The organism is Sphingobacterium puteale (assembly GCF_003627955.1).
In the GTDB taxonomy this organism is placed as follows: domain Bacteria; phylum Bacteroidota; class Bacteroidia; order Sphingobacteriales; family Sphingobacteriaceae; genus Sphingobacterium; species Sphingobacterium puteale.
Genome location: NZ_RBWS01000007.1, coordinates 306,199 through 328,798, shown reverse-complemented (window position 1 = coordinate 328,798; position 22,600 = coordinate 306,199). Strand labels below are relative to the sequence as shown.

The window sequence follows — 22,600 nt, the reverse complement described above, 5'->3', positions numbered from 1 at the left end:
TTAACCATTTAATTTTTTCTTTTCCTGTAATATGTACTCTGCCGTGCGCATTGATAGAGCCAGAATTGTCCATGTGAGATTTTTATCACCTTGTTGTACAAATGGACCGGCGTCCACTACATAGAGATTTTTACAGTCATGGGCTTGTCCCCATTTGTTTAATACTGACGTTTTAGGATCGTTGCCCATTCGGGTTGTGCCCCCTTCGTGAATAATTTTTCCTGGGGCTTCCAAACCGTATAAGGTATCTGCACCCGGAATTTTTGACGTAATGACAGCACCCATTTCATGCATAATGGATTGAAATGTTTCTTGCATGTGTTTGGCCTGCGCTATTTCTTCATTTGCCCATTTGTAATTAAAGCGGAGTACCGGGATGCCAAATTTATCAACTTGGTTAGGATCAATTTCACAGTAATTATCTTTTCTTGCCAATGCTGTACCGCGACCTGCCATGCCAACATTTGCACCATAGTAGCTGCGGAAATCTTCTTTCAGTGCTGTGCCATATCCGCCTTTCGCTTTTGTTTTTCCATTGGCACCTTTTCCGGCATCATTTACGTTTGGTACCCAGTTTAAAAAGCCATAGGATGGCATATGCAAACCACCGCCATATTCGATATGATAACCTCTTGGGAAGTTCAGTTTTGCGTTGTCTTCCCACCATGGTGAATAGATATGGACACTGCCCACCCCGTCTTCGTTATATCTCTTACGATCGAGAAGTTGGGGTAAATATCCAGACAGGCTGGCTCCTGTCGAATCATGAAGATATCGGCCGACTAAGCCACTGCTATTGCCCACACCGCCCGGGTGCGATTTCGATTTTGAATTTAGCATGATCCGGGCGCTTTCGCAGGCACTCGCGCCCAGAATAACCGTTTTTCCTTTTACGGTATATTCTTGTAAATCTTTTGTGTCAACATAGGAAACTCCAGTAGCCAAGCCCTCATCGTTGGTCAATACTTCCCTAACCATTGCATTATCGATGACTTTTAGATTCCCGGTTTTCATTGCCGGAATCACTAGGCAAGATGATGATGAAAAATCTCCATATACTTTACATGCGCGACCGCATTGCCCGCAATAGAAACAAGTACCTCTGTCTTTAATGTCTTTGGAGACTTCGGTCAGTACCGCACCGCGCCCCGGAATGACAGGTACACCGGCTTTCTTGGCGCCTTTTGCAATATATAATTCGTTGAGTCGAGGTTTTGGAGGTTTCATAAAAATACCGTCAGGTTCGTTATGTATGCCCTCCGCTGTTCCATAAATACCGATCATACGATCTACGCGATCATAAAATGGTTTCACTTCATCATAAGTGATCGGCCATTCATCCGTGACCCCATCTTTCGGTTTAAAATCGTCAGGTCCCATCCGCAAAGATATACGTCCCCAGTGATTTGTTCGGCCGCCTAGCATTCTTGCTCTGAACCATTCAAACTCGGTTCCATTTACTTTACTGTAAGGCTCGCCCTCAAGTTGCCAACCGCCAAAGGCAGCGTCGAAATCGCCAAAAGGCCGTGTGGTACCGGCTCCTCTACGTGGGGACTCCCATGGCCAACGTAACTGTAACGAATCTTTTGCTGGATCATAAAAGGGACCGGCCTCCAGCATCAATACTTTGAGACCCGCATGCGCCAGGATATATCCGGCCATACCTCCTCCGGCACCGGAGCCGACTACGATCGCGTCAAACAATTCGGGATTTTCTTTAATTTGATAATTTGACATAATTAAATTGAGTAATTAATTGAATACCCGATGAGATACATTTCTTGAGCGATTTAGTTATCTATGGGACGGTTCAATTAATTGATGGTTATTGTTTCATGTTTAAAATCATCGTGAATATATTGATAAAATTTTATTTTTTTTAAATTTAATTTATCGTTTTAGCAAGTTTCCAAATAAAGAATAGAAGATTGTTACAAATGTCGAGTTGATTATTTGAATGAAACGAGCATGATGTGGGTGCCCAGAGTAAAATGGTACCGACATTACTTGCATAAGAAATATCGGTTACCGCTTGATTTGACTTAATTTTTTAAGTTGATTGTGCTATCTATTCCAATCTCTTGCTGAAATATTTCATCATGTGAAATAACAAGCAGTGTACCCTTGTAACCTTGGATTGCATGTGTAAGTACACGAATATTTTGGATATCTAAATTATTGGTAGGTTCATCCAATACGATCAGATCCGGGGCCTGCTGTTTAATTGTTAGGCAGCACAGGATCAGACGCATTTTCTCGCCGCCACTTAGAAATTTACAAGATTTGTCCCAGTCATCTTTCCCGAATAGAAAACGGTTGAGTCTAATTTTGATTTCGTGTTCCGGTAAGGATTCCGTATTGTAATTTTGAGCTTGTTCATAAACGCTCAGCTGCGGATCGATAAGTGAATACTCTTGGTCGAGGTAGATGGCGGTAAAGGTATGTCGTTCAATTTGACCTTGCGTAGGAGTCAGTCGGCCTAAGAGCAATCTAACTAATGTCGTTTTGCCGGAACCATTGTTGCCCTTTAAAATAACGCGGTCTCCACTGAACAGCTGTAAGTCAATATTTTCCTTCCATAACGCAGTTGAATTGTATTGAAAATTGATATCTGTGGCTTTGATAATGCTTTTTCCGAGTGGGAAAATACTGTTTCCCAAATCAATTTTGATTTCATCCAATGCAGCTTTTGTACTCCTAAGCTCTTGGAGACTGGATTGGATGTCACCAATTTTGTCTTGGTGAACACTTTTGATTTTAGCCGTGCTTTTTTCCGCATTGTTCCTCAATGTGTTCATCATAATACGGGCAACGCCTGCTTTCTCCTGTTTTTTTTGACCGCGGTTGTTTAATCTGTTTTGCCTTTCAATGGTTTCTCTTTCTTTTTCTTTTGCAATTTTGACTGCTTTTTCCTGATGCTGAATGTCCTGTTGTAAAGCATTGCGTTCTATTTCTTTTTGCGACTCATAAAATGTGTAGTTTCCACCATACCGTTTGATGCCCTTCACGGTCATTTCTAAAGTATCTTCCAAGAGGTTGAGGAGCATTCGATCATGGCTGACGACAACGATGGTTTGCTTTGAAGATTCTATCCAGCGATAAAGTAGTTTTTTGCTGTCAAAGTCCAAATGATTGCTGGGTTCGTCCAAAAGAATAAGTTCACAAGCGTGAATCTGGATACCGGCCAACAGTATTTTAGTTTTTTGTCCGCCGCTGAGATCGGACATTTTCTTTTTCAGATGAATTTCTGGTAGATTCCAATACCTGAAAGCCTCCTGACAGCGTTCTTCCAGCGTCCAGTCCTCTTGAAGATCATTGAAATTTTGTTCCGAAGCATCGCCATTTAGGATAGCATATAATGCTTCCAGCTTTTTGTCAATGCCCAAAGTCTGCGCGACAGTAAACTCGTCATACTCTCCGGTAACTTGCGGAATGTACAAGGGGCGGGTATCACTGTGTATGATTCCTGTACTGGGAGATAGATCTCCGGCCATCATACGCAGTAATGTGGATTTACCAACACCGTTGTTGCCAATTAATGCTATTTTCTCTTGAGAATCGATTGATAGATTTATGTTTTCAAATAATAAATCTCTATTAGGATGTATATAGGATACCTGTTGTAATGAAATCATATTAAAATTCTTTAAATGTTAAAACTGACCATTTCGATAAGCCATTTATCGCTGGTATTGATGACGTTCTAAAGAATTTTAATCTTACATACAGTTTTATTTAGTTGTGGTACTGCAAATATACAGCTTTATTTTTGATCTCAAAAGTTTGTTTTTGATCTATAGTCAAATTCCTTAATACCTGGCTACAAAAATATGGCGTAATAGGTTGAATTTTGAGTGTATATTATTGCTGTTTGCGTGGAACAAATCGTAATTTTGAAAAAAAACATGGTAAATAAAATACTTCTTATAGATGACGAGGAGAAACTTCGTAAACTGCTCGCTAAGATTATCACTTTGGAGGGGTTCGAGGTAATCGAGGCCGCTGATATTAAATCTGGCTTGAAAAAGCTTGATGTTTTCGATATCGATGTTGTATTGTGTGATGTTAAGTTGCCCGATGGCAATGGGGTGGAAACCGCAAAACTGATCAAGGAACGTTATCCTATTGTTGAAATTATACTATTGACTGCCTATGGTAATATTCCAGATGGAGTTAAGGCAATAAAAAATGGTGCATTTGAATATATTACCAAAGGTGATGACAACAACAGGATTATTCCTTTGCTCTATAAGGCCTGTGAGAAGGTTGCGCTCGCCCGAAGGGTAAGACAGTTGGAAAAGCAGTTGGGTGCTAGACTCTCATTTGATAAAATTATAGGAAGCTCTGCTGCCATAAAGTCTGCAATCGCTTTGGCCCAAAAAGTTTCTGTTACCAATACGACTGTGCTTTTAACCGGGGAAACTGGGACAGGTAAAGAGGTGTTCGCACAAGCGATCCATCAAGCTAGTCCGCGAAAGGAACGTAGTTTTGTCGCAATCAATTGTGCGGCTTTCACAAAGGATCTGTTGGAAAATGAATTGTTTGGACATAAATCAGGCGCATTTACTGGGGCAACAAAAGACCAGCGAGGTCTCTTTGAAGAAGCGCATTTGGGGACGATTTTTTTGGATGAGATCGGGGAGATGGCGATCGAACTTCAGGCCAAAATTCTACGTGTACTAGAGACAGGAGAATTTTTAAAAGTAGGTGATTCCAGACCAACAAAAGTGGATGTCCGTATTATTGCAGCAACCAATAGGGATCTTGAAGCTGAAATTGATGCCGAGCATTTTAGAAGCGATTTATTTTATAGATTATCGGTCTTTACGATACAGCTACCGCCTTTGCGTGAACGTGTTCAGGATATTCGGTTATTAGCCCAATATTATGCCGATATTTTCGCACTAAAATCAAATATCAAACCTTTACAAATGACAGCCGAATTTGTCGCTGCTCTCGAACGAAATGTATGGCGGGGAAATATCCGTGAACTAAAAAATGTGATTGAGCGCAGTGTTATATTAAGCGAAGATGGACAGCTTGATGTCGGTAGTCTTCCTTTCGGATTGAATAGTTCGAAAGCCAACGATGTGTTATCCCCCAGTTTTTCCATGACAACAGTAGAACGTCAGCACATTCAGCGTGTATTGCAGCACACAAATGGAAATAAAGCAGAGGCAGCACGCTTGCTGGAGATCGGTGTAGCCACCTTGTATCGAAAAATTGAGGAATATAAAATATAATGAAACTTAAGGCAAAGCTGACTTTCGGTGTAGGCTTTTTATTTTTCATGATCCTGTTTTTGGCCGTTTTAAGTGGTTGGAAAATCAATCGTTTAAAACAGGATACCAATAATATTTTAGTTGCAAACTACAATACACTGCATTATTCAAGGAATATGCTGCTTGCCCTGGAGCAACTTCATGCCGACTTGAGCGGCTTGGAACTTTTTGCGCAGAACTTAAAATTGCAACAGCAAAATATGACCGAAAATGGCGAAAAGGAAGCTACCGCACGTGTGAGTTTACATTTTTCAGCACTCCAACGGCAGCCATCAAACCTTGTTTTAATTGCTGATTTAAGGAAAGATATATCTCAATTGATGTATCTGAATATGGAGGCTATTGAGCACAAAAGTAAAATAGCAGATGAGACGGCAGAAAAAGCAATTCTAGCCATATCGGTGGCAGGAGCGATTTGTTTTATGATTGCTTTTGTGCTGCTTATTAATCTTCCTGCGACAATCGCAAATCCAATTGCCCAATTAACCGAGAGCATACAGCAGATCGCCAATGGAAATTATCGCCGCCGCTTGCATTTTGAGCGAAACGATGAATTTGGTCTCGTATCCCAGTCCTTTAACACCATGGCTCAAAAGCTTGAAGAATATTCCGAAAGTAAGTTGGGAAAAATATTGGCTCACAAAAAACGGATTGAAGCATTAATAGCTAATATGCATGATGCGGTTATCGGGGTTGACGAAGAGGGGAAAGTACTTTTTGCGAATCAACAAGCCTGCCTGATTACCGGGGTGAAACTGATTGATTTTGAGGGAAGAAAATTGCAGGAAATTGCTTTGTCTAACAATTTAGTGGATTGTTTAACGGGTAAGCTGTCCCACGGGCACCGAGCGAAAACGAATGCTGACCCGATTAAGGTGTTTGTCAATGGCAGGGAGAGTTATTTTGAGGAAGAGATTATCCCTATTAACATCATTCCAACGGGAGAAAGCGATTTTAAATTTGTAGGGCAGTTTATCTTATTAAAGAATATAACCACATTCAAGGAACGTGATGTCGCCAAAACAAATTTTATCGGAACAGTTTCTCATGAGCTGAAAACACCGATTGCTTCAATACGAATGGGAGTCCAGTTGTTAGAAAATGAGCAGATCGGTGCGTTGAATGACGAACAGAAAGAATTGCTTGTTAGCATTGCCGACGACACAGACCGTTTGTTACGTATCACTGGTGAGCTGTTGAATACGGCTCAGGTAGAAAGTGGTGCAATTCAGATGAAGCTGATTCCAGTTCCTGTAGCACCAATAGTAGAATATGCTGTATTGGCCAATAAGTCGATGGCTGAGCAGCTAGGAATTCATGTTGATGTTCAAGTAGCGGAAGATTTGCCGCTAATCATGGCAGATAGTGAAAAAGCGGCCTGGGTATTGACAAATTTGCTGTCTAATGCAATCCGGTATTCCAATGAACGGGCTTCAGTTTCTATTCTAGTCAGCAAGCGCGAGTCGGGAGTGTTTATAAGTGTACAGGATACAGGGCAAGGAATCGCGCCACAATACCTTGCTAAAATTTTTGAACGATATTTCCGTATTCCAGGGACAAACAAAGAAGGTACAGGTTTAGGGTTGAGTATTAGCAAAGAATTTATTGAAAGTATGGGCGGGAGTATGAACGTGGAAAGCGAGTATGGCGTTGGAAGCACATTTTCATTTTTTTTCCCTTTAGCCTAAATAGCGTAACCTTATCAATCTTTAAATCTGTTTTCAAAATAGTGCGTTTTTTTCCATTATGAGGCCTTTTGGTTGGTCATTTTTACGACCAAGCTTGGAGCAACATAGAGCATTCATTGCCGTTTACTTACTCTTTCATTACTTTTTTATGGTCAATACAGCAAGGAAACGACAACCAAATATCAGAGAAATAGCAAAGAAATTGCGAATTAGAAGTAAAGCAGAGGCCAGCCAGGTCCCTAGAAAGTGCGAAGAAACGGTCTATAATAACCAAAGGATCTCCAATAAATAAGCAGAGAATAAGCAAAGAAAAAGGCCATATCTCATTGCTTTTTTATTAAAAAATCGCTTTTTTGATATGACCTTTTCTGCTTTCTTTAGTGATCTACAATAAATCCTGCGGCATGTCAAGCAGCGGCCGCAGGACAGGCAACCGCTAAAGTTTTATTTCATTATCGTCAAAAAGCTTGGCATCCCGTGTGTTTTTCTGAACGGCAATCGCCGAGAATATACTTAATGAAAAAGACATGGCGTAAAACCCTTTTTCGCTTAGCAGCAAATCAGCGTTCCATAATCCCACCACAAGTAAGACTACGGCGGCAATGGTTGCAAACCAACTTAAGCCGTAATAAAGTTCAGTTACGGCAAGTCCTTCGGCTTTATCTCTAACACTTTTCTGAACAGAGATAACTGCAAATAAGGCAAACAATAGGATGGTAAAATAATATCCCTTTTCATTTAATGCCATTGAGGCATTCCATAGCCCGATGCAGTAACCAATAGTTCCAACCAGCAAAGCGGTCCACGATGCGCCAATGAACGCTCCTGTCGGTTTGAACGGATTTCTTGTGTTTGAATCCTTTTTCGAAATTTTTTCTTCAATCATGTTTTTTAGCGGTTCCATAATTTTTATTTTTTATTGTTGTTTTTGTTATTTGTTGATTCAAATATCAGGAGTATTCAATAGGATATAAAATCAATTTGTTGAAAATACTGATGATATATTTTTATTTATTAAATTTGATTTTCTGCTAAATTTGACGATATGGATTCAATTGTAGAGCTTATTAGTGTATTAGATAATGATGATATTAAGGACTTTAAAAGCTTCCTGAAAAAGAAAAATAAGCGGAATGATGTCAAGAATATCAGATTGCTAGAAATTTTAGAAACTGATGATATAAATAGATTAAAAAAACTCTATGGATCTTCAAAAAATAAAGACGCTTATCATGCATTAAGGAAAAGATTACATGATAGTCTACTATTGTTTATTTCAAATAAAACCTTTGAACGAGATAACAGTGAGGCGCATGAAGCCCTGAGACTGCTTATTGTTGGACGTTTTTTGTTGGAGAATGATTTGATAAAACCTGGGTTTAAATGCCTTCAACGGGCCGAACAAAAGGCTTTACTTCTGGAGCAGTTTAGTCTGCTCAATGAAATCCTACAAGTTAGGTTGCAATATGCCTATCTGGAATCTCATCCTGAATTAGAACTATTGGTGGATCGTTTTAGGGTAAACCAGCATAAAATGCAGCAGGAAGCAAAATTTCAAATTGCTTATGCATTTCTCAGGGTCGAATTGCAGGACATTCATTTAAAGGGGAAGATTGTAGATCTGAATAAATTGGTGCTTGATACAATCGGTAAATATGATATTTCATTACACGAATTATTGTCTTTTAAGTCGCTTTATCAGCTATTGTTTATCGCCAATGAATATGCTACGATACATCAGAATTATGCCTTGGTTCGGTCATTTTTGAAAACAAGTGATGAATTTATAACAAGGCAAAAGGCAAATTCAGTGCATCACTCGTTTTACTACCTGCATATCCTTTATTACCTCGCTAATTTCAACTTACGGAATAAGCTATTTGATGAAAGTCTAGCGTATTTAGAACAGTTGATTGCAGGCTGTCGTCCGGGGACAGTGCTTCGTGCTCAATTTCATTTGCGTTATTATTTACTAAAGGCCTTAAACTACCATTATATGGGCGAAGGGTCACAGGCCCTTGCTATTTTAAGACTTGGGATCCAACAATCAACATTGAAGTCAAATGAGGCTGATCTGGCCGACTTACAATTATGTCTGGTTATGTTTTTGACGCAATTTCAAGATAAACTAGCATTGACGGAATTAAGGAAAATGATTCGAACGGATGCTTGGTATGAGAAGAAAATGGGTATGCTCTGGACGATCCGAAAGAGCTTGCTGGAGATATTGATCCATATTCAATTTGGGGATATTGATCTAGCAATTTCACGCGTGAAAAGCTTTAGACGTCGGTACAAAAAATACCTCGAAACCGTGCGGGAGGGTCGCGTTGTTCATTTTTTAAGACTGGTTGAAAAGTATCTTAAAAACCCGGCGATGGTGAAAAATAAAGCTTTTATCGCCGCCATTGACAGCATGGCCCAAGATGTCGAAAATCAAGATTTATTTGTGCTGGGATTTATTGCCTGGTTAAAATCACTGATCACATCGGAAAGTCCTTATCAAGCTTTATTGCATCTGACCGGAACATTGAAATTGAAAAAAGATCAATAATAAATAGTCAAGATGATCTCTTTTGGAGAAAGGTCAATAACGGCTTGCAATCTTTCGTAGAATTTTACATTCACCATCGTACAGCCCTGGATCAAACATATGGAAGCAACCTGTTCATAAAGGGATGTTTATCCATTTTTGGCAGTTTATATCGTTATTCCACTGTTCTGTTAAATCGCTCAAATGATTTCCAATATTTATCTTTATAGATTGTATAGTCTATCTGGAGCTGATTTTGATATTGTGTTATTAGCTGATCTATCGTTTGGGAGGATTTTCTAAATTCCGTGCAAGCGAGATAAACTTCCCTTAAATTGTCCGCTGTTTCCCGGCCAATATTAAGGTAGCCAATATCATGTGGAAGACTAACCATGAGTTCATCCTCAAATTTATCCATTAAGTCGTATGTTTTCTGGTCAGGCATGCCGTTTGTGGCAGTTCCGTCATAATTGATCCGTAATGTTGCGATCCAAGGATGTGAGGCCTTTCCGTCCCAGTCCAATAGTGTCGTGTTTATTATGGCTAAAATAGGCCGGTCATTTTCCAAGACACCCTCAAAAGCAGCGTAGGAATCATTTTCGGTTTCGTGTCTTATATCTGTATATTTTTCAATAAATTCTTTTTCCCGCCATATTAAATAGTCTTTTAATTTGATCAGCGGGATGAGCTCTCCAGTTGCTTGTTGGCTTGACGTGACATTTAAGTTGTCAATGGTGATGATTGAATTTAGCTCGCCGATATAATTATCCAAGAAGATTTCAACGCCATGAGCGATGTTAGCTTTGTTTTCCTCCGTATAATCGGGATGGACAATAATAATATCGACATCATCGGGACGGTATCTATGTTCGATGGGGTAAAAATACATGGTGTTAATATCAAAGGAAAATCCATACATTTTTATTTTGAATTTCTCCATATCTTCGATTGCCGGTTTTAAAGCCGTGAATTTCCAGTTTGGAAGGGGAGGCGCTGCATCTATTAAGGCCTCAACAAATGCGATATTTTTTACAACGCCATCAGGAGTAATGACAAGTTCAGCTGTATTATCGTTATACATTCCTGTTAAAAAATAGAGCTCTTTTCGGAGGGCGTCAATTCTTGGAGAAAGTTTGCTGAAAAAATTCTGATCAATATTATCACTATTTTTTACTGTTTGGAAAAAAGCCTGCTCGTTTTTTGTAAACCAAATCCAGAACTCCTGTATACCATCTTTTTTATTTTCTTTCTTACCAAAAATATTGTTCAAAAATCCCATAATTCCTATTTATTCGATTGAATCCTTATATCGTATGTAAAAACTATTACATCTTTGCTTTTTAAAATTAATGATATAATTAGGATCCAACAAGGGATTTGCTGTTTAAAAATTATCTGACAAACAATTGATCGAGCAGTTTGTTAAGGATATTGTTGGAAATTATAAATTAATCTTGAGCATATGAAATTTAACAAATTAACATTTTGCCTTTTGGCAACATCTGCAGTACTTTCTTTTTCTGCATGTAAATCGGGGTTATCGGATGATAAATTAGAGGAAAAGATCGAAAATGCACTTACGGGACGTAAGACTATTGATGTTGAGGTGGAAAAAGGAAAAGTAATCCTTAGCGGGACTGTAGCGTCAGAGGAAGAAAAGCAACAAATTGAATCGATCGCAAAAACGGCGGGAGATAAGGATGTCAAATCTATTCAAAATGATATTGTTGTGAGTGCTCCTGTTGCAACAACACCGGCACCCATTACAGTATCAAATAATGATGCTACACTTGGTGCAGCTGTAAATACGTTTATGAAAGATTTTCCATCCGTTCAGGCGAGTGTTAAAGATGGAATTATTTCGGTAACAGGAACGTTGGAACAGGCAAAGATTGTTACGTTGAAACAAGGTTTGGATAATCTAAATCCAAAAAAAGTGGATTTGAGTGGTATTGTTGTAAAAAAATAAAATAGCAAAAATTATGTCATTACAAGAAAAATATAAAGTTCTTTTGGATACTGCGCAATCTTCAGGAGTTAATGATCTGAATTACGCTGAAATGGATGGTGTGCTTCAGATTAGGGGTACTGCACCGACCGCTGATGTGAAAAATAAATTGTGGGAAATTTATGGAAATATAGATCCCAACTTCCAGACCGGTGATGTTGTCTTAAATGTTGATGTGGCTACAGAAGTGCCCGGAAGCCAGGTAAAGGTAATCACCGAGAATAGCAACTTAAATATTCGAAAAGGCCCCGGAACTGACCAGCCTATTGTAGGAAAAGCAGCGAAGGGTGAAATTATCACATTGATCAGCAAAGCTAATGAGCAATGGTGGTTAGTGCGCACCAACGATAATGAAGAAGGGTATTGCTATGCGCAATACCTTGAGTCTGTCTAATACAATCAGTCCCTGAATAAAACATGAGGAGATCTATCTAAGGATATTTCTCCTTTTTTTGTCTTTATGCTGTCGTGTTAGTGCTTTATATTCCCTGTTTGAATCTAGTTTCATGTGGACTTGTGGTTTTTTGGTGTAATAATTGTAATATATGTTTTGCAACAAATTTATTACAATATGTCGAAATTGAAATTTTTCTTGTTCCCATGTATTGCTTTGTTGGGACAAATAGCCGTAGCTCAGGAGTATGTCCGATTGGATAAAGACAGGTATCAGTTACATTTATCAGAATCTCCAAAAGACACTATTAACATCGTTGAAAAAGGACAAGTCACTAAATTGAAGCAGGGAAAATATATTGTGCAGCAAAATCAATTTATGGGCCCCTCTAATGCCTTTATTGCGGTCAACAAAGATGGTTTAGTGGATGGAAATTTTAAGATTGAAAAGGAGGGAAAGCGTGCTGTGGTTCAGGTCAGGCATGGTGTAATGCAGCAAATGGATGTGCAGACTGATGCGACATTGGATTTTCAGTATACAATTACGGATACTTCAAGTGTACAGCGTGATTTCCGAAACGGTAAAATCAGTCAGGAAAAGATCGTGATTTATCAACCTAATATCGGGAAGAAGAAAGTATTAAAGACTTTTTTTGACAGCTACTATACCATTGAAAATGAGTTTGACCACAGTAAATCGGAGTATGGCCTGGATAACAAGTTACTTTATAAAGCGAAGTTGGATTGTGTCGGTCAGGTCGTCGAATCGAAGTCTTTCAATAGGAACGGCCAACTGCTTAAACATACCTATAAAAAAGATAACGTCAATTATACCGACTTATATCAGCATAATAATCTTGTCGAGCGTCTGTACAAATCCAATGGTTCGAGCTATAGGGAATATTTTAAGAACCAATTATTATTGAAGAAAATTGTTGAGAAAAAACGAAATGGCCGAGTTGAGAGATATGTATATAATGCCGAGGGTAAATTACTGGAGAAAAGCAATGGCAGTGGATCGAAAAAAGGAGATGAGAATAACGTGTAGTTGAGTTTTTAATAGGAGAGGATAGGGTGTAATTGGGCGGCTGATAAGAGCTGATTGGAGTCAGATATTATGTGGTATTGAATAAGAGGGGATGGTATTACTAAATTATCGTGGCTTTTTTGAATATTGAAATTATAACATTACATTTGCCTTGGCAATGAAGAAAATGAACAACATATTACGTCTTCCATTTTTCTTTAATTATTATCTCCCGATAGTAGTTCGGGAACCTTATGCCTATTAAAATTTAGAAAATTTAATTATTTATATAGCTAAGCCCGAACATAACGTTCGGGCTTTTTTGTTTTTATAGCATTATGTTAACAGATTTAGAAGAAAACATTGAAATTATGTTGCCAAAGGATGGGCTGAGGTCCAAGTTGCAACGATCCAAAGAAACTCGGCGTCCGCTGATTATTAAACTGGGGTTTGATCCTACGGCTCCAGACCTTCATTTGGGGCATGCTGTGGTGTTGAAAAAGCTTAAGCAATTTCAGGAACTGGGCCATCAAATCGTCGTTTTGGTTGGGAGTTTTACCGCGCGTATAGGGGATCCAACAGGCAAAAATAAAGCGCGCCAACCCTTGAGTCAGGAAAAAATAGCTGACAATGCCGCTACTTATATCGCACAGTTAGCCAAAATTATCGATATGTCGAAGACAAAAGTTGTCTTTAATGGTGATTGGTTGGATCAATTGGATTTTGCGGAGGTTATTCAGCTTGTTTCAAAAGTGACGGTCGCGCAGCTTATGCAGCGGCATGATTTTCATAAGCGCTTTACAGACAATCAGCCGATCGCCATGCATGAACTTATCTATCCAATATTGCAGGGGTTTGATTCCGTACATATCAAAAGCGATATTGAAATGGGGGGAACAGATCAATTGTTTAATTGTACAATGGGGCGCCAGCTTCAGGAATCTTTTAATCTCGATCCTCAGCTTGTCTTATGTATGCCGCTGCTCAGAGGATTGGACGGCAAAGAGAAAATGAGCAAATCGCTGCACAATACCATTGGGCTGTTGGATGAACCGAATGAAATGTTTGGCAAAGCGATGTCTATTCCCGATGGCTTAATCCCAGATTATATTGACCTAACGACAGACTTTACCCCGGCGGAAAAGAAGGAACTAAAATCACGGATGGAAATAGGCGAAAACCCGATGGAAGTCAAAAAGCTTATTGCATATAATCTTGTGGCTCAATATCATGATCCGCGGGCAGCTGCAAATGCATTGGATTTTTTTGCTAAACAGTTCCAGCAAAAATCATTCGATAATAAAAGTTTTGAAGAGGTATCGTTGCAACATGTTCATGCGCAATTGGGTTCTGTTGCAAAACTCGTCGACCTTTGTCACTTTTTAAAGAAAGATCTGAGCAAGTCCGCTCTGCGCAGACTAATTGCTGAGGGGGCAGTACAGATTGATTCGAACAAATGTCTGGATCCTGATATGCCCGTTGACTTGGAAACTGGTTTTAGAATTAAATTAGGAAAAAGAAGTTTTTTTAGATTTGTTTAGGAAGGTTTTATGAGTCATACCTTTAATATATTTTGTAAAAAAGTGAGGGAATGTAAGGTTGGTCTTTTGGGAACCATAAATATTTCCTACCTTCATACAAAGTCTCGCACTTTATTTTGATACCGATTATAAATGGAAACATATAATAATATTGTTTTGGAGCAGCTGCCCAAACACTTAAAGCGCTATGTAGTCGCCCAGCAATACGAACGTTATACCGCTTTGGACCAAGCCTTGTGGCGCTATGTCATGCGTCAGAATTATTCCTTTTTAAAAGATGTTGCTTATTACCCATACATACCGGGATTGAAGAAAGCGGGGCTCTCCATTGCGCATATACCGGATCTGCAACAAATGAACGATAGTTTGAAATTAATCGGTTGGGGAGCTGTAACGGTTGATGGATTTATACCACCTGCAGCTTTTATGGAATTTCAGGCACATCGGGTATTGGTTATAGCTGCAGATATCCGACAATTAGAACATATTGAATATACGCCCGCACCGGATATCATTCATGAATCATCTGGCCATGCACCGATCATAGGTGAGCCCGATTATGCCGTTTATTTGCAGTACTTTGGTGAAATCGGGACAAAAGCATTGTCGTCCCGGAAGGATTTTGAATTGTATGAGGCTATTCGCCATTTATCAATTTTAAAAGAGCAAGCGGGTACAACTGAAACCGAATTGGCGGAAGCTGAAAATAAATTGAAGACTGTACAGGACAATATGGGCGAACCTTCGGAAATGGCTTTGTTGAGTAGGTTGCATTGGTGGACTGTGGAGTATGGTCTGATCGGTAGTCTTGATGATCCTAAGATTTATGGTGCAGGCTTACTGTCTTCCATCGGCGAAAGTGCCAGTTGTATGCAAAAATCGGTACCAAAGCTACCTTATGATTTAAATACTATCGCATATACCTATGACATTACTAAGCCACAGCCGCAATTGTTTGTTACACCAGATTTCGAACATTTAATGGATGTCCTGAATCAGTTTGCCGATACCATGGCTTTCCGGCTTGGAGGTAAGCAGAGTTTGGAAAAAGCGATTGACTGTCAGGCTGTATGTACTGCAGTTTATAGTTCTGGATTGCAGGTGTCAGGTGTTTTTAAAGCGGCAAATGCAGACCAGTCTATTTCCTATATACAGACAACAGGGCCCACGGCATTGGCGTGCACTGGGAAGCAATTAGAAGGACACGGTATCAGTTATCATCGGGAGGGATTTGGTTCTCCGGTTGGTTACTTGGTAGACAGCAACAAAGACCTGGCCGACTTCTCAGAAGAAGAATTGAGCGCTTATGGCATTAATCAAGGAAAGCGATGTTCTTTGCGTTATTCTTCAGGGATCGTGGTTGAGGGTATTGTTTTGAAGGTTGTGCGTCAAGGGGGCAAAGCTGTGTTGATTTCGTTTGAAGATTGCGAAGTCTATCGAAATGACCGGATGGAAATTTATTTTAAACCGGAATGGGGGACTTACGACATGGCTGTTGGTACGGAGATTATTTCAGTCTTTGCAGGTGCAGCTGATAAAGATGCTTATGAGACCGTTGGCGAAGAGATCGCAGAGCCATCGGCGGTATTGTATACACAGAATGAAGATTCAAAATTGCTTTCCTTGCATGCGCTGATCGGAGCGCTTCGGTCGGGATCATTTGATACGGAGCGTTGGACGGATATCTTTGATCAGTTGTCTGCTGAAATTACAGATAACTGGCTCGCGCTGGTAGAACTTTATGAGATCGCCTGGGCGAATCATGCCTACGACTTAGCTGAAAGTGCCCAAGGTAAGCTTAAAGCTATTATTACAATTCGGCCTAGCCTGAAAAAACTGATAGATGATGGTATACGGGTGGCGAAAGAAGAACCCTTAAATAACCATTGAGTGAAATGATTGACCTTGGTAATAGAAAAATTTGGTAAAACTTTCTATATTTGAAATGTTTAATTTATCCAGTTATTTCTGATGAACGAAAAGTATACTCCCGGAAAACACCTGTTGATGACATTGCAGGTAGAGGAGATATCGTTGTTGACAACCATGGATGCTTTTTTGGAATTTACCAAAAAGCAGATGAGTATCCATAATTTGCAAATTGTAGGTATTTCCACCCATTCTTTTGAGGGCGGTGGATTTACCGCTGCAATTTGTTTAATGGAATCGCATATCTGTATCCATACCTGGCCTGAGTATGGACAATTGACATTAGATGTCTATCTCTGTAATTATCTGAAAGATAACAGTGAAAAAGTTTTGTATTTGGGTAAGCTCTTTAAAACTTATTTTAATGCAATAGTTATGAATGAAACTGTGGTTAATCGGTAGCTTATGGATGTAATTTGCAAAAAATGTGGACATTTACACCAGTTCAAAATTGAGGTAACTGATTTTTCGGGCTTCGTTTGTGCCAACTGCCACAGTTATTTTAAAGGGTCGACACTTGAAACCTTAACCTATGTAAAGGAATTTTCAGCTCCCTTGGTCATGCAATGGGCTACTTTGGGAGAACTTGTTCGCTTCAAGAAAAATAGCTACTGGATTATCACTAAGATACAGCGCTATTCAAAAAATGGCGAATATGGGAATGAGTTTGTGGGATTAAATGCGAACAAAGAAGATATCTACTTCAGCGATGGTGTAGATTATGCTAGTGCTTTACATACCGTAGAACGGGAAAAGGTGATGCTTTTGCCGAAAGGCAACACCTGTAAATTTAATAATAGACACTATGACCTGGAGTATACGGAAGAGCAAACTGTCGTCTATGCCGAGGGTTTTGTATTTGAAGACCTGCAATCAACCTCGACGACCAATACTTACATTCAGACCGTTAATGAGGATCGGTTTATTTCTCAGGAATTTATTGATAATGACGTACAGTACTATCAGGGAATTTATCTGGATGACGAGGTTTATTATAAGATTTTTGATAGTTATAATAACTACACTGCCCAAAAGGAAGTTGTGGGGGGTAAGCTGAGAAATATTGGTGTCTTTGCTATTTTGCTTTTGGCTGCTCTATTCTGGTTTTTAAATTGGGGACAGATCAGTAAGGATGAGTATAAATTTGATGAAAAATTCTCCGGAAAAAAGACAAACTCGGAATTTGTCGGCGCATCTTTTGAATTAAAAGGTGATAAACCCAAGAAACTGGTCCTGAATGGGATATCGGAATCTAAAAGCCACCCCATTCAGCTGTTGGTCAAACTGGTCAATGAAAAGACAAATGAAATTATAGAGGCAGGTACTGCCGTACACGAGAATAATGACGTTAATTATGCGAGTGGATTGACCGTCGATTTTTGTCGTATCCAACCGGGGATTTACCACCTTGTTTTTGCGACCTCTGCAGCCAATGGTACCGCCGATATGGCTGTTAATTTTGAACTCACGGAGGATTATAAATTAACATACGGCGGTACCGGTTATACTTTTTTTATTCTTTGTCTAGTTGGAGTTGTTGTTCTTTTGGGAATTTTTAGATATCAAATTCTGTCGATTAAAAATAAAAACTTTGTGGCTAGGGCAGAAGGCTTGGGTTATTTTGATATCTTAAAATTTGATCGGCTGGGGATAGCATTAGTTGCTTTTTTCGCCTTTTTTGTTGCTGTTAACCTATTTGTAAATTCCTCCAGAGATTGCAGGACTACAATGCGGACAAGCACCTTGGAAGACCATACCTATACAGGATCAAGATCGCATTATCGTCGATCCTTTTACGGTAGCGGTGGTAGTTATAGTGGATATGGTTCAGGTCATAAATAAAAATTAATATAAAAATGAATTACGAATTGTTTTATAAAGGAATTGCAGCATCATTGATTTATTCGCTTATTGGAATTGCTGTATTGCTACTGGCCTATTGGCTTATCGAGCGGTTGACACCGGAACAATCTTGGCAAGAGATCGTAAAGAACAAGAATATGGCTTTGGCGATTGTTTTTGCGGCTTTTATATTAGGCATATCGATTATAATAGCTGCGGCAATACATGGGTAAAAAGAGCAATCTGCCCATTTTTCTCTTATTTGCGGTATTTGTCATTGCTACTTGCGGGCTCATCTACGAGCTGGTTGCGGGTGCATTGGCGAGCTATTTATTGGGAGATTCAGTCAAGCAGTTTTCATTTATAATCGGTACCTACCTGTTCTCGATGGGGGTGGGATCTTTTTTAGCGAAATACATCACCAAAAACCTTTTTGACCGGTTTATTGATATTGAACTGTTGATCGGGGTCATTGGCGGTTGCAGTTCCGTCGTTTTATTTTTACTGTTTCAGCAGGTCGAGCACTTTCAATTTGTACTCTATTTCTTTGTTTTTCTGACAGGCTGTCTCTGTGGTATGGAGATACCCTTATTGATGAATATTCTAAAAGATAGGGTTCAGTTTAGAGATTTGGTTTCCAATGTATTTGCCTTTGATTATATCGGCGCATTAATCGCTTCTGTGCTGTTTCCTATCCTGCTGATTCCCCGGTTGGGCGTGATGGGAACATCACTGTTTTTTGGGATCATTAATATTTTGGTAGGCGTCTTTCTATCATTCTATCTCGCTAAAAGACTTAAAAATCCCAACTGGATTAAAGCCAAGTCACTAGTTTGTCTGGCATTGCTTTCGGCTGTGTTTTTTTATTCCGATGATTTGCTTAAATATTCCGAAAGTCAATTATATGGGAATAATATTGTCTATAAACATTCTACACCCTATCAACGTATTGTTCTGACGGAGAGCAAGGGAGAATATCATTTGTTTCTAAACAATAATTTGCAGTTCAACACCAAGGATGAATATCGGTATCACGAGGTTTTAGTGCATCCGGCGATGTCTATGGCCAAAGATGTATCGCATGTCTTGGTATTTGGTGGTGGAGACGGGCTCGCTGTCCGGGAGGTCCTGAAATATCCAGGTGTAAAAAAGGTTACATTGGTGGATCTGGACGAGGGGATGACCAAATTGTTTCAAACAAATGAACTACTGGTCGGTCACAACAAAGGCTCGCTAAACGACCCAAGAGTAAAGGTGATCAATCAGGATGCATTTATCTGGGCAAAGTCTGCAAAGGAAAAATTCGATGTCATGATTATAGATTTTCCGGATCCTTCAAATTATAGTCTTGGAAAATTATATACGACAAGTTTTTATCAAAGTCTACTACCGCTTATGACACCCCATACGATGGTGTCCGTACAGACAACTTCGCCTTATTTTGCACCCAAATCTTACTGGTGTATCCATGAGACAATCAGCACGGTTTTTCCAAATACTGTCGCCTATCACACCTATGTACCATCCTTCGGCGAATGGGGGTTTTGTCTATTTTCAGCGAATATGACACAACAGTTTAAGCATATTGCCCGACGGGTGGATAAGCTGCGGTATTACAATTATCATTTTAGAGAACTGACTGAGTTTCCAGCCGACATGCGTGCGGATCATGTAGAAATAAACCGTTTGGACAATCAGATTTTAGTGCGGTATTTTGATGAAGAATGGAGTAAGATTTAATCCCTCGCGGCGTGATTTTCTCAAGCTTGCATTCTTGGGGACAATCGGCCTGCAGTTTGCTCGGGCCTGTAAGAAAAAGGTGAACCGTATTTTTTTGCGCCTGACGGGGACAGATCATATTTTGGGCCACCGTCTGCGATTTCAAGATTTTCCCAAACCTACAGCAGTGGTTGAAATACCTATTCTGATTCTCGGTGCTGGTGTAACCGGACTATCGGCTGCTTATCGTTTGCAACAAAAGGGAATGAGCAATTTTCTGCTTTTGGATATGGAGTCTGAAGTAGGGGGCAATGCGCGTCATGGCGAGAATGCTCATAGTCGTTATCCGTTAGGAGCACATTATCTTCCTATTCCGAATGCTTCCAATAAGGAGTTGCTGCGGTTTTTGGAAGAATCGAAAATTATCGTCGGCTGGACGAATGAAGGTGTTCCATTATTTGATGCTGAACAATTGTCCTTTGCCCCGCAGGAACGACTTTTTATTCATAATATCTGGCAGGAAGGCATTGTTCCCAGCTATGGATTGTCCCAGCAGGAGGCGGCTGAAATAGATCGTTTTATGACACAGATGGGTCAGTTTAAGCAATTGAAAGATAGCGATGGAAAGTACGTTTTTGATATCCCGATGCGTAATGCTTCGCAGTCGGCTTATCTCAAAAGATTGGATGTACTGACGATGCGTTCATGGATGGAATCAGAGGGGTATAAGACGGAACCTGTTTTTAGTTATGTGAACTACTGTTGTCGTGACGATTATGGTACCGGTATCGCAGCCACTTCTGCTTTTGCTGCTATACATTACTTTGCGAGCCGAAAGCACGATTGGTCTGCCTACCAGGATCTGGTGCTCACCTGGCAGGAAGGGAATGGGCGATTGGTCAGCCATTTAAAAAAATATGCGGATGGCAGGGTATTGAATCAACATCTGGCTTATCAGATACATGTTGGGCAAGATGCTGTGGAAGTGTCGGTCTTCGACGATAAAGCGAAATTGTCAAAGACTATCAGAGCCCAGAAGGTGATCAATTGCTGCCCACAGTTTGTCAATCAGTATCTATTGCCAAACCGTACGGCATTGACGAAAAAATTTCATTATGCACCCTGGATCGTAGCGACTATTGTCTTGCATCGTTTCCCTTTTACAGATGGTGCGACACTTTCCTGGGAAAATATTATTTATGACGGAAAAGGATTGGGCTATGTCTATGATCAGCACCAAAGCCTAAATCAGCTGCAAAGCCCTTTTGTGATTACCTACTATCATAGCCTGGGAGATGGGGACCTCAACGGAAACCGGAAGCAGCTATATCAGTGGACAGACCAGCAATGGAAAGAGTTTATTATGGAAGATCTGGAGAAGGCACATTATGGAATAGAAAATGAAGTCATCAGTATTGAAATTTTTCGACACGGACATGGCATGGTCAGCCCTGTCAGTGGTTTTCTATCAGACGAAGCGCGTACCGAACTGACAAAACCTATTGCTGATAAAGTCTATTTTGCACATTCTGATTTAAGTGGTATATCTATCTTTGAGGAAGCCTTTTATCAGGGAATCACCATAACCGATCAGGTTCTAGCTGACCTTGGTCAAAAGGAAGCATAGCTGTCGGTCTATGCTTCCGGATTTCTGTAGATGTGTAATAGGTATTGTGTTCCCGATATTTTTATATGTTTGCCTATTTGTAGTATTGTGCATCGAAGTTTTTATAGGCTCAATAGTACCTGCCATGCTTTGTCTAATTGCTCCGTATCCAACAATTGCGCCGCGTATTCATGTACTTTTTGTGTCAATCGTGGTGAGTCTTGCTTAAAGTTCAGCCGGAGGTAGTTTAAATATTTATCCTCCTGGGAGGCCTGCTCTAAAACTGGCAAAGATTCTACATTGGCCAGTAACCCGAGATGGTTTCCGGTAAGTACTTTGGAAAGGCGAATACTTTCGGGCAGCTGATCTACGCCAATACCCAGATTGCGGAGTGGTTTAGGAACAATAAAGAGGTTTTCATTGGTTACACGGCAGTACCAATCGCCGCCGAGACGGGCGACCAGATCTAGTTCCTCTTGTTTTATCGTATTGTTTTTGTGCAAGAGTTCTTTGTGCACATGCATATAGAGTACCTCTGCAATAACGAGATTTCCTGCGCCGGGTTCGTCGCTCAGGGCGATCACTTCTCTCACACGACATTCCAGTTGAACCGGAGATTCCGCTACCCGCGGTGGACGAACGTGTAATGATGGGATCGGTGTAAATCCAGATTTGTCAAATTCATTTACCTCCTTGTTGTACTCAGTACTGGCCAGTGACTGTTGCTGTACCATCGCATAGTTGACGATATTGATGACGACCTCATTGACTTCCTGAATATTGTCCAGTGTATGCTTGGTACTGCCATCACGCATGCGACGCAAGGGTGAGAACACGCATATTGGTGGTTGGTGTGACATCAGATTGAAGTAGCTGAAAGGACTCAGGTTGACATTGCCCGCTGCATCGATTGTACTCGCAAAACAGATGGGACGAGGCGCAATGGCATATTTGATTAAATTATCAATGATGGTTTTATCAGCCGAGGACTCAAAAGTAACTGTATCGAAAGAAGAAGAATTCATTTTTTGT

Annotated in this window: 18 protein-coding genes; 13 read left to right on the top strand and 5 right to left on the bottom strand. The window is 40.0% G+C overall.

What is annotated here, in order from left to right:
- Both D7322_RS10535 and D7322_RS10530 read right to left on the bottom strand, forming a co-directional pair.
- Entirely contained in the window at nt 1-1,737 is a 1,737-nt protein-coding gene (locus D7322_RS10535; protein WP_121123962.1) for a GMC family oxidoreductase, read from the bottom strand.
- Nucleotides 1,738-2,042: 305 nt separating this feature from the next.
- Nucleotides 2,043-3,635, bottom strand: a complete 1,593-nt coding sequence (locus tag D7322_RS10530) for an ABC-F family ATP-binding cassette domain-containing protein (RefSeq protein ID WP_121123960.1) — start codon at nt 3,633-3,635, stop codon at nt 2,043-2,045.
- 270 nt (nt 3,636-3,905) lie between these two features.
- Here D7322_RS10530 and D7322_RS10525 point away from each other — a divergent pair, with 270 nt between their 5' ends.
- Nucleotides 3,906-5,243 (top strand): sigma-54-dependent transcriptional regulator, encoded by a 1,338-nt coding sequence (locus tag D7322_RS10525; RefSeq protein ID WP_121123958.1) that lies wholly within the window; start codon nt 3,906-3,908, stop codon nt 5,241-5,243.
- Complete coding sequence (locus tag D7322_RS10520) at nt 5,243-6,970, top strand: sensor histidine kinase (RefSeq protein WP_121123956.1); 1,728 nt, start codon at nt 5,243-5,245, stop codon at nt 6,968-6,970. Before D7322_RS10525 ends, D7322_RS10520 begins: the two co-directional genes overlap by 1 nt.
- A gap of 436 nt (nt 6,971-7,406) precedes the next feature.
- On the opposite strand, the gene yiaA is transcribed toward D7322_RS10520, so the two are convergent.
- Complete coding sequence (gene yiaA / locus D7322_RS10515) at nt 7,407-7,856, bottom strand: inner membrane protein YiaA (protein ID WP_245971313.1); 450 nt, start codon at nt 7,854-7,856, stop codon at nt 7,407-7,409.
- 159 nt (nt 7,857-8,015) lie between these two features.
- Here yiaA and D7322_RS10510 point away from each other — a divergent pair, with 159 nt between their 5' ends.
- Nucleotides 8,016-9,524: a hypothetical protein gene (locus D7322_RS10510; protein WP_121123952.1), complete on the top strand. Its 1,509-nt coding sequence runs from the start codon at nt 8,016-8,018 to the stop codon at nt 9,522-9,524.
- A 154-nt stretch (nt 9,525-9,678) separates the two neighbouring features.
- Here the strand turns inward: D7322_RS10510 and D7322_RS10505 are convergent, their stop codons facing one another.
- A complete protein-coding gene (locus D7322_RS10505) occupies nt 9,679-10,782 on the bottom strand; it encodes a DUF695 domain-containing protein (protein ID WP_121123950.1) in 1,104 nt (367 codons plus the stop codon).
- 183 nt (nt 10,783-10,965) lie between these two features.
- Between D7322_RS10505 and D7322_RS10500 the strand changes: the two genes are divergently transcribed.
- From D7322_RS10500 to D7322_RS10455, 10 genes are all read left to right on the top strand, one after another.
- On the top strand, nt 10,966-11,472 hold the full coding sequence (locus D7322_RS10500; protein WP_121123948.1) for a BON domain-containing protein: 507 nt from the start codon (nt 10,966-10,968) through the stop codon (nt 11,470-11,472).
- A 13-nt stretch (nt 11,473-11,485) separates the two neighbouring features.
- On the top strand, nt 11,486-11,905 hold the full coding sequence (locus tag D7322_RS10495; protein WP_120260658.1) for an SH3 domain-containing protein: 420 nt from the start codon (nt 11,486-11,488) through the stop codon (nt 11,903-11,905).
- Between the two features lie 177 nt (nt 11,906-12,082).
- Nucleotides 12,083-12,952: a hypothetical protein gene (locus tag D7322_RS10490; protein WP_121123945.1), complete on the top strand. Its 870-nt coding sequence runs from the start codon at nt 12,083-12,085 to the stop codon at nt 12,950-12,952.
- Between the two features lie 317 nt (nt 12,953-13,269).
- Complete coding sequence (tyrS, locus tag D7322_RS10485; RefSeq protein WP_121123943.1) at nt 13,270-14,472, top strand: tyrosine--tRNA ligase; 1,203 nt, start codon at nt 13,270-13,272, stop codon at nt 14,470-14,472.
- Between the two features lie 132 nt (nt 14,473-14,604).
- Complete coding sequence (locus tag D7322_RS10480) at nt 14,605-16,362, top strand: aromatic amino acid hydroxylase (RefSeq protein WP_121123941.1); 1,758 nt, start codon at nt 14,605-14,607, stop codon at nt 16,360-16,362.
- Between the two features lie 81 nt (nt 16,363-16,443).
- Nucleotides 16,444-16,803: an S-adenosylmethionine decarboxylase family protein gene (locus D7322_RS10475; protein ID WP_220700058.1), complete on the top strand. Its 360-nt coding sequence runs from the start codon at nt 16,444-16,446 to the stop codon at nt 16,801-16,803.
- Nucleotides 16,804-16,806: 3 nt separating this feature from the next.
- Nucleotides 16,807-18,243 (top strand): hypothetical protein, encoded by a 1,437-nt coding sequence (locus tag D7322_RS10470; protein WP_121123939.1) that lies wholly within the window; start codon nt 16,807-16,809, stop codon nt 18,241-18,243.
- A gap of 14 nt (nt 18,244-18,257) precedes the next feature.
- Complete coding sequence (locus D7322_RS10465; RefSeq protein ID WP_120260664.1) at nt 18,258-18,476, top strand: DUF350 domain-containing protein; 219 nt, start codon at nt 18,258-18,260, stop codon at nt 18,474-18,476.
- Nucleotides 18,469-19,983, top strand: coding sequence for a polyamine aminopropyltransferase (locus D7322_RS10460; protein ID WP_121123937.1), 1,515 nt, complete (start codon nt 18,469-18,471; stop codon nt 19,981-19,983). Before D7322_RS10465 ends, D7322_RS10460 begins: the two co-directional genes overlap by 8 nt.
- Nucleotides 19,961-21,589: an FAD-dependent oxidoreductase gene (locus D7322_RS10455; RefSeq protein WP_121123935.1), complete on the top strand. Its 1,629-nt coding sequence runs from the start codon at nt 19,961-19,963 to the stop codon at nt 21,587-21,589. Before D7322_RS10460 ends, D7322_RS10455 begins: the two co-directional genes overlap by 23 nt.
- Nucleotides 21,590-21,690: 101 nt before the next feature.
- On the opposite strand, the gene D7322_RS10450 is transcribed toward D7322_RS10455, so the two are convergent.
- The gene (locus D7322_RS10450; RefSeq protein ID WP_121123933.1) at nt 21,691-22,593 is read right to left on the bottom strand and encodes a flavin reductase family protein; all 903 of its coding nucleotides are present in this window, start codon (nt 22,591-22,593) and stop codon (nt 21,691-21,693) included.
- Nucleotides 22,594-22,600 lie beyond the last annotated feature (7 nt).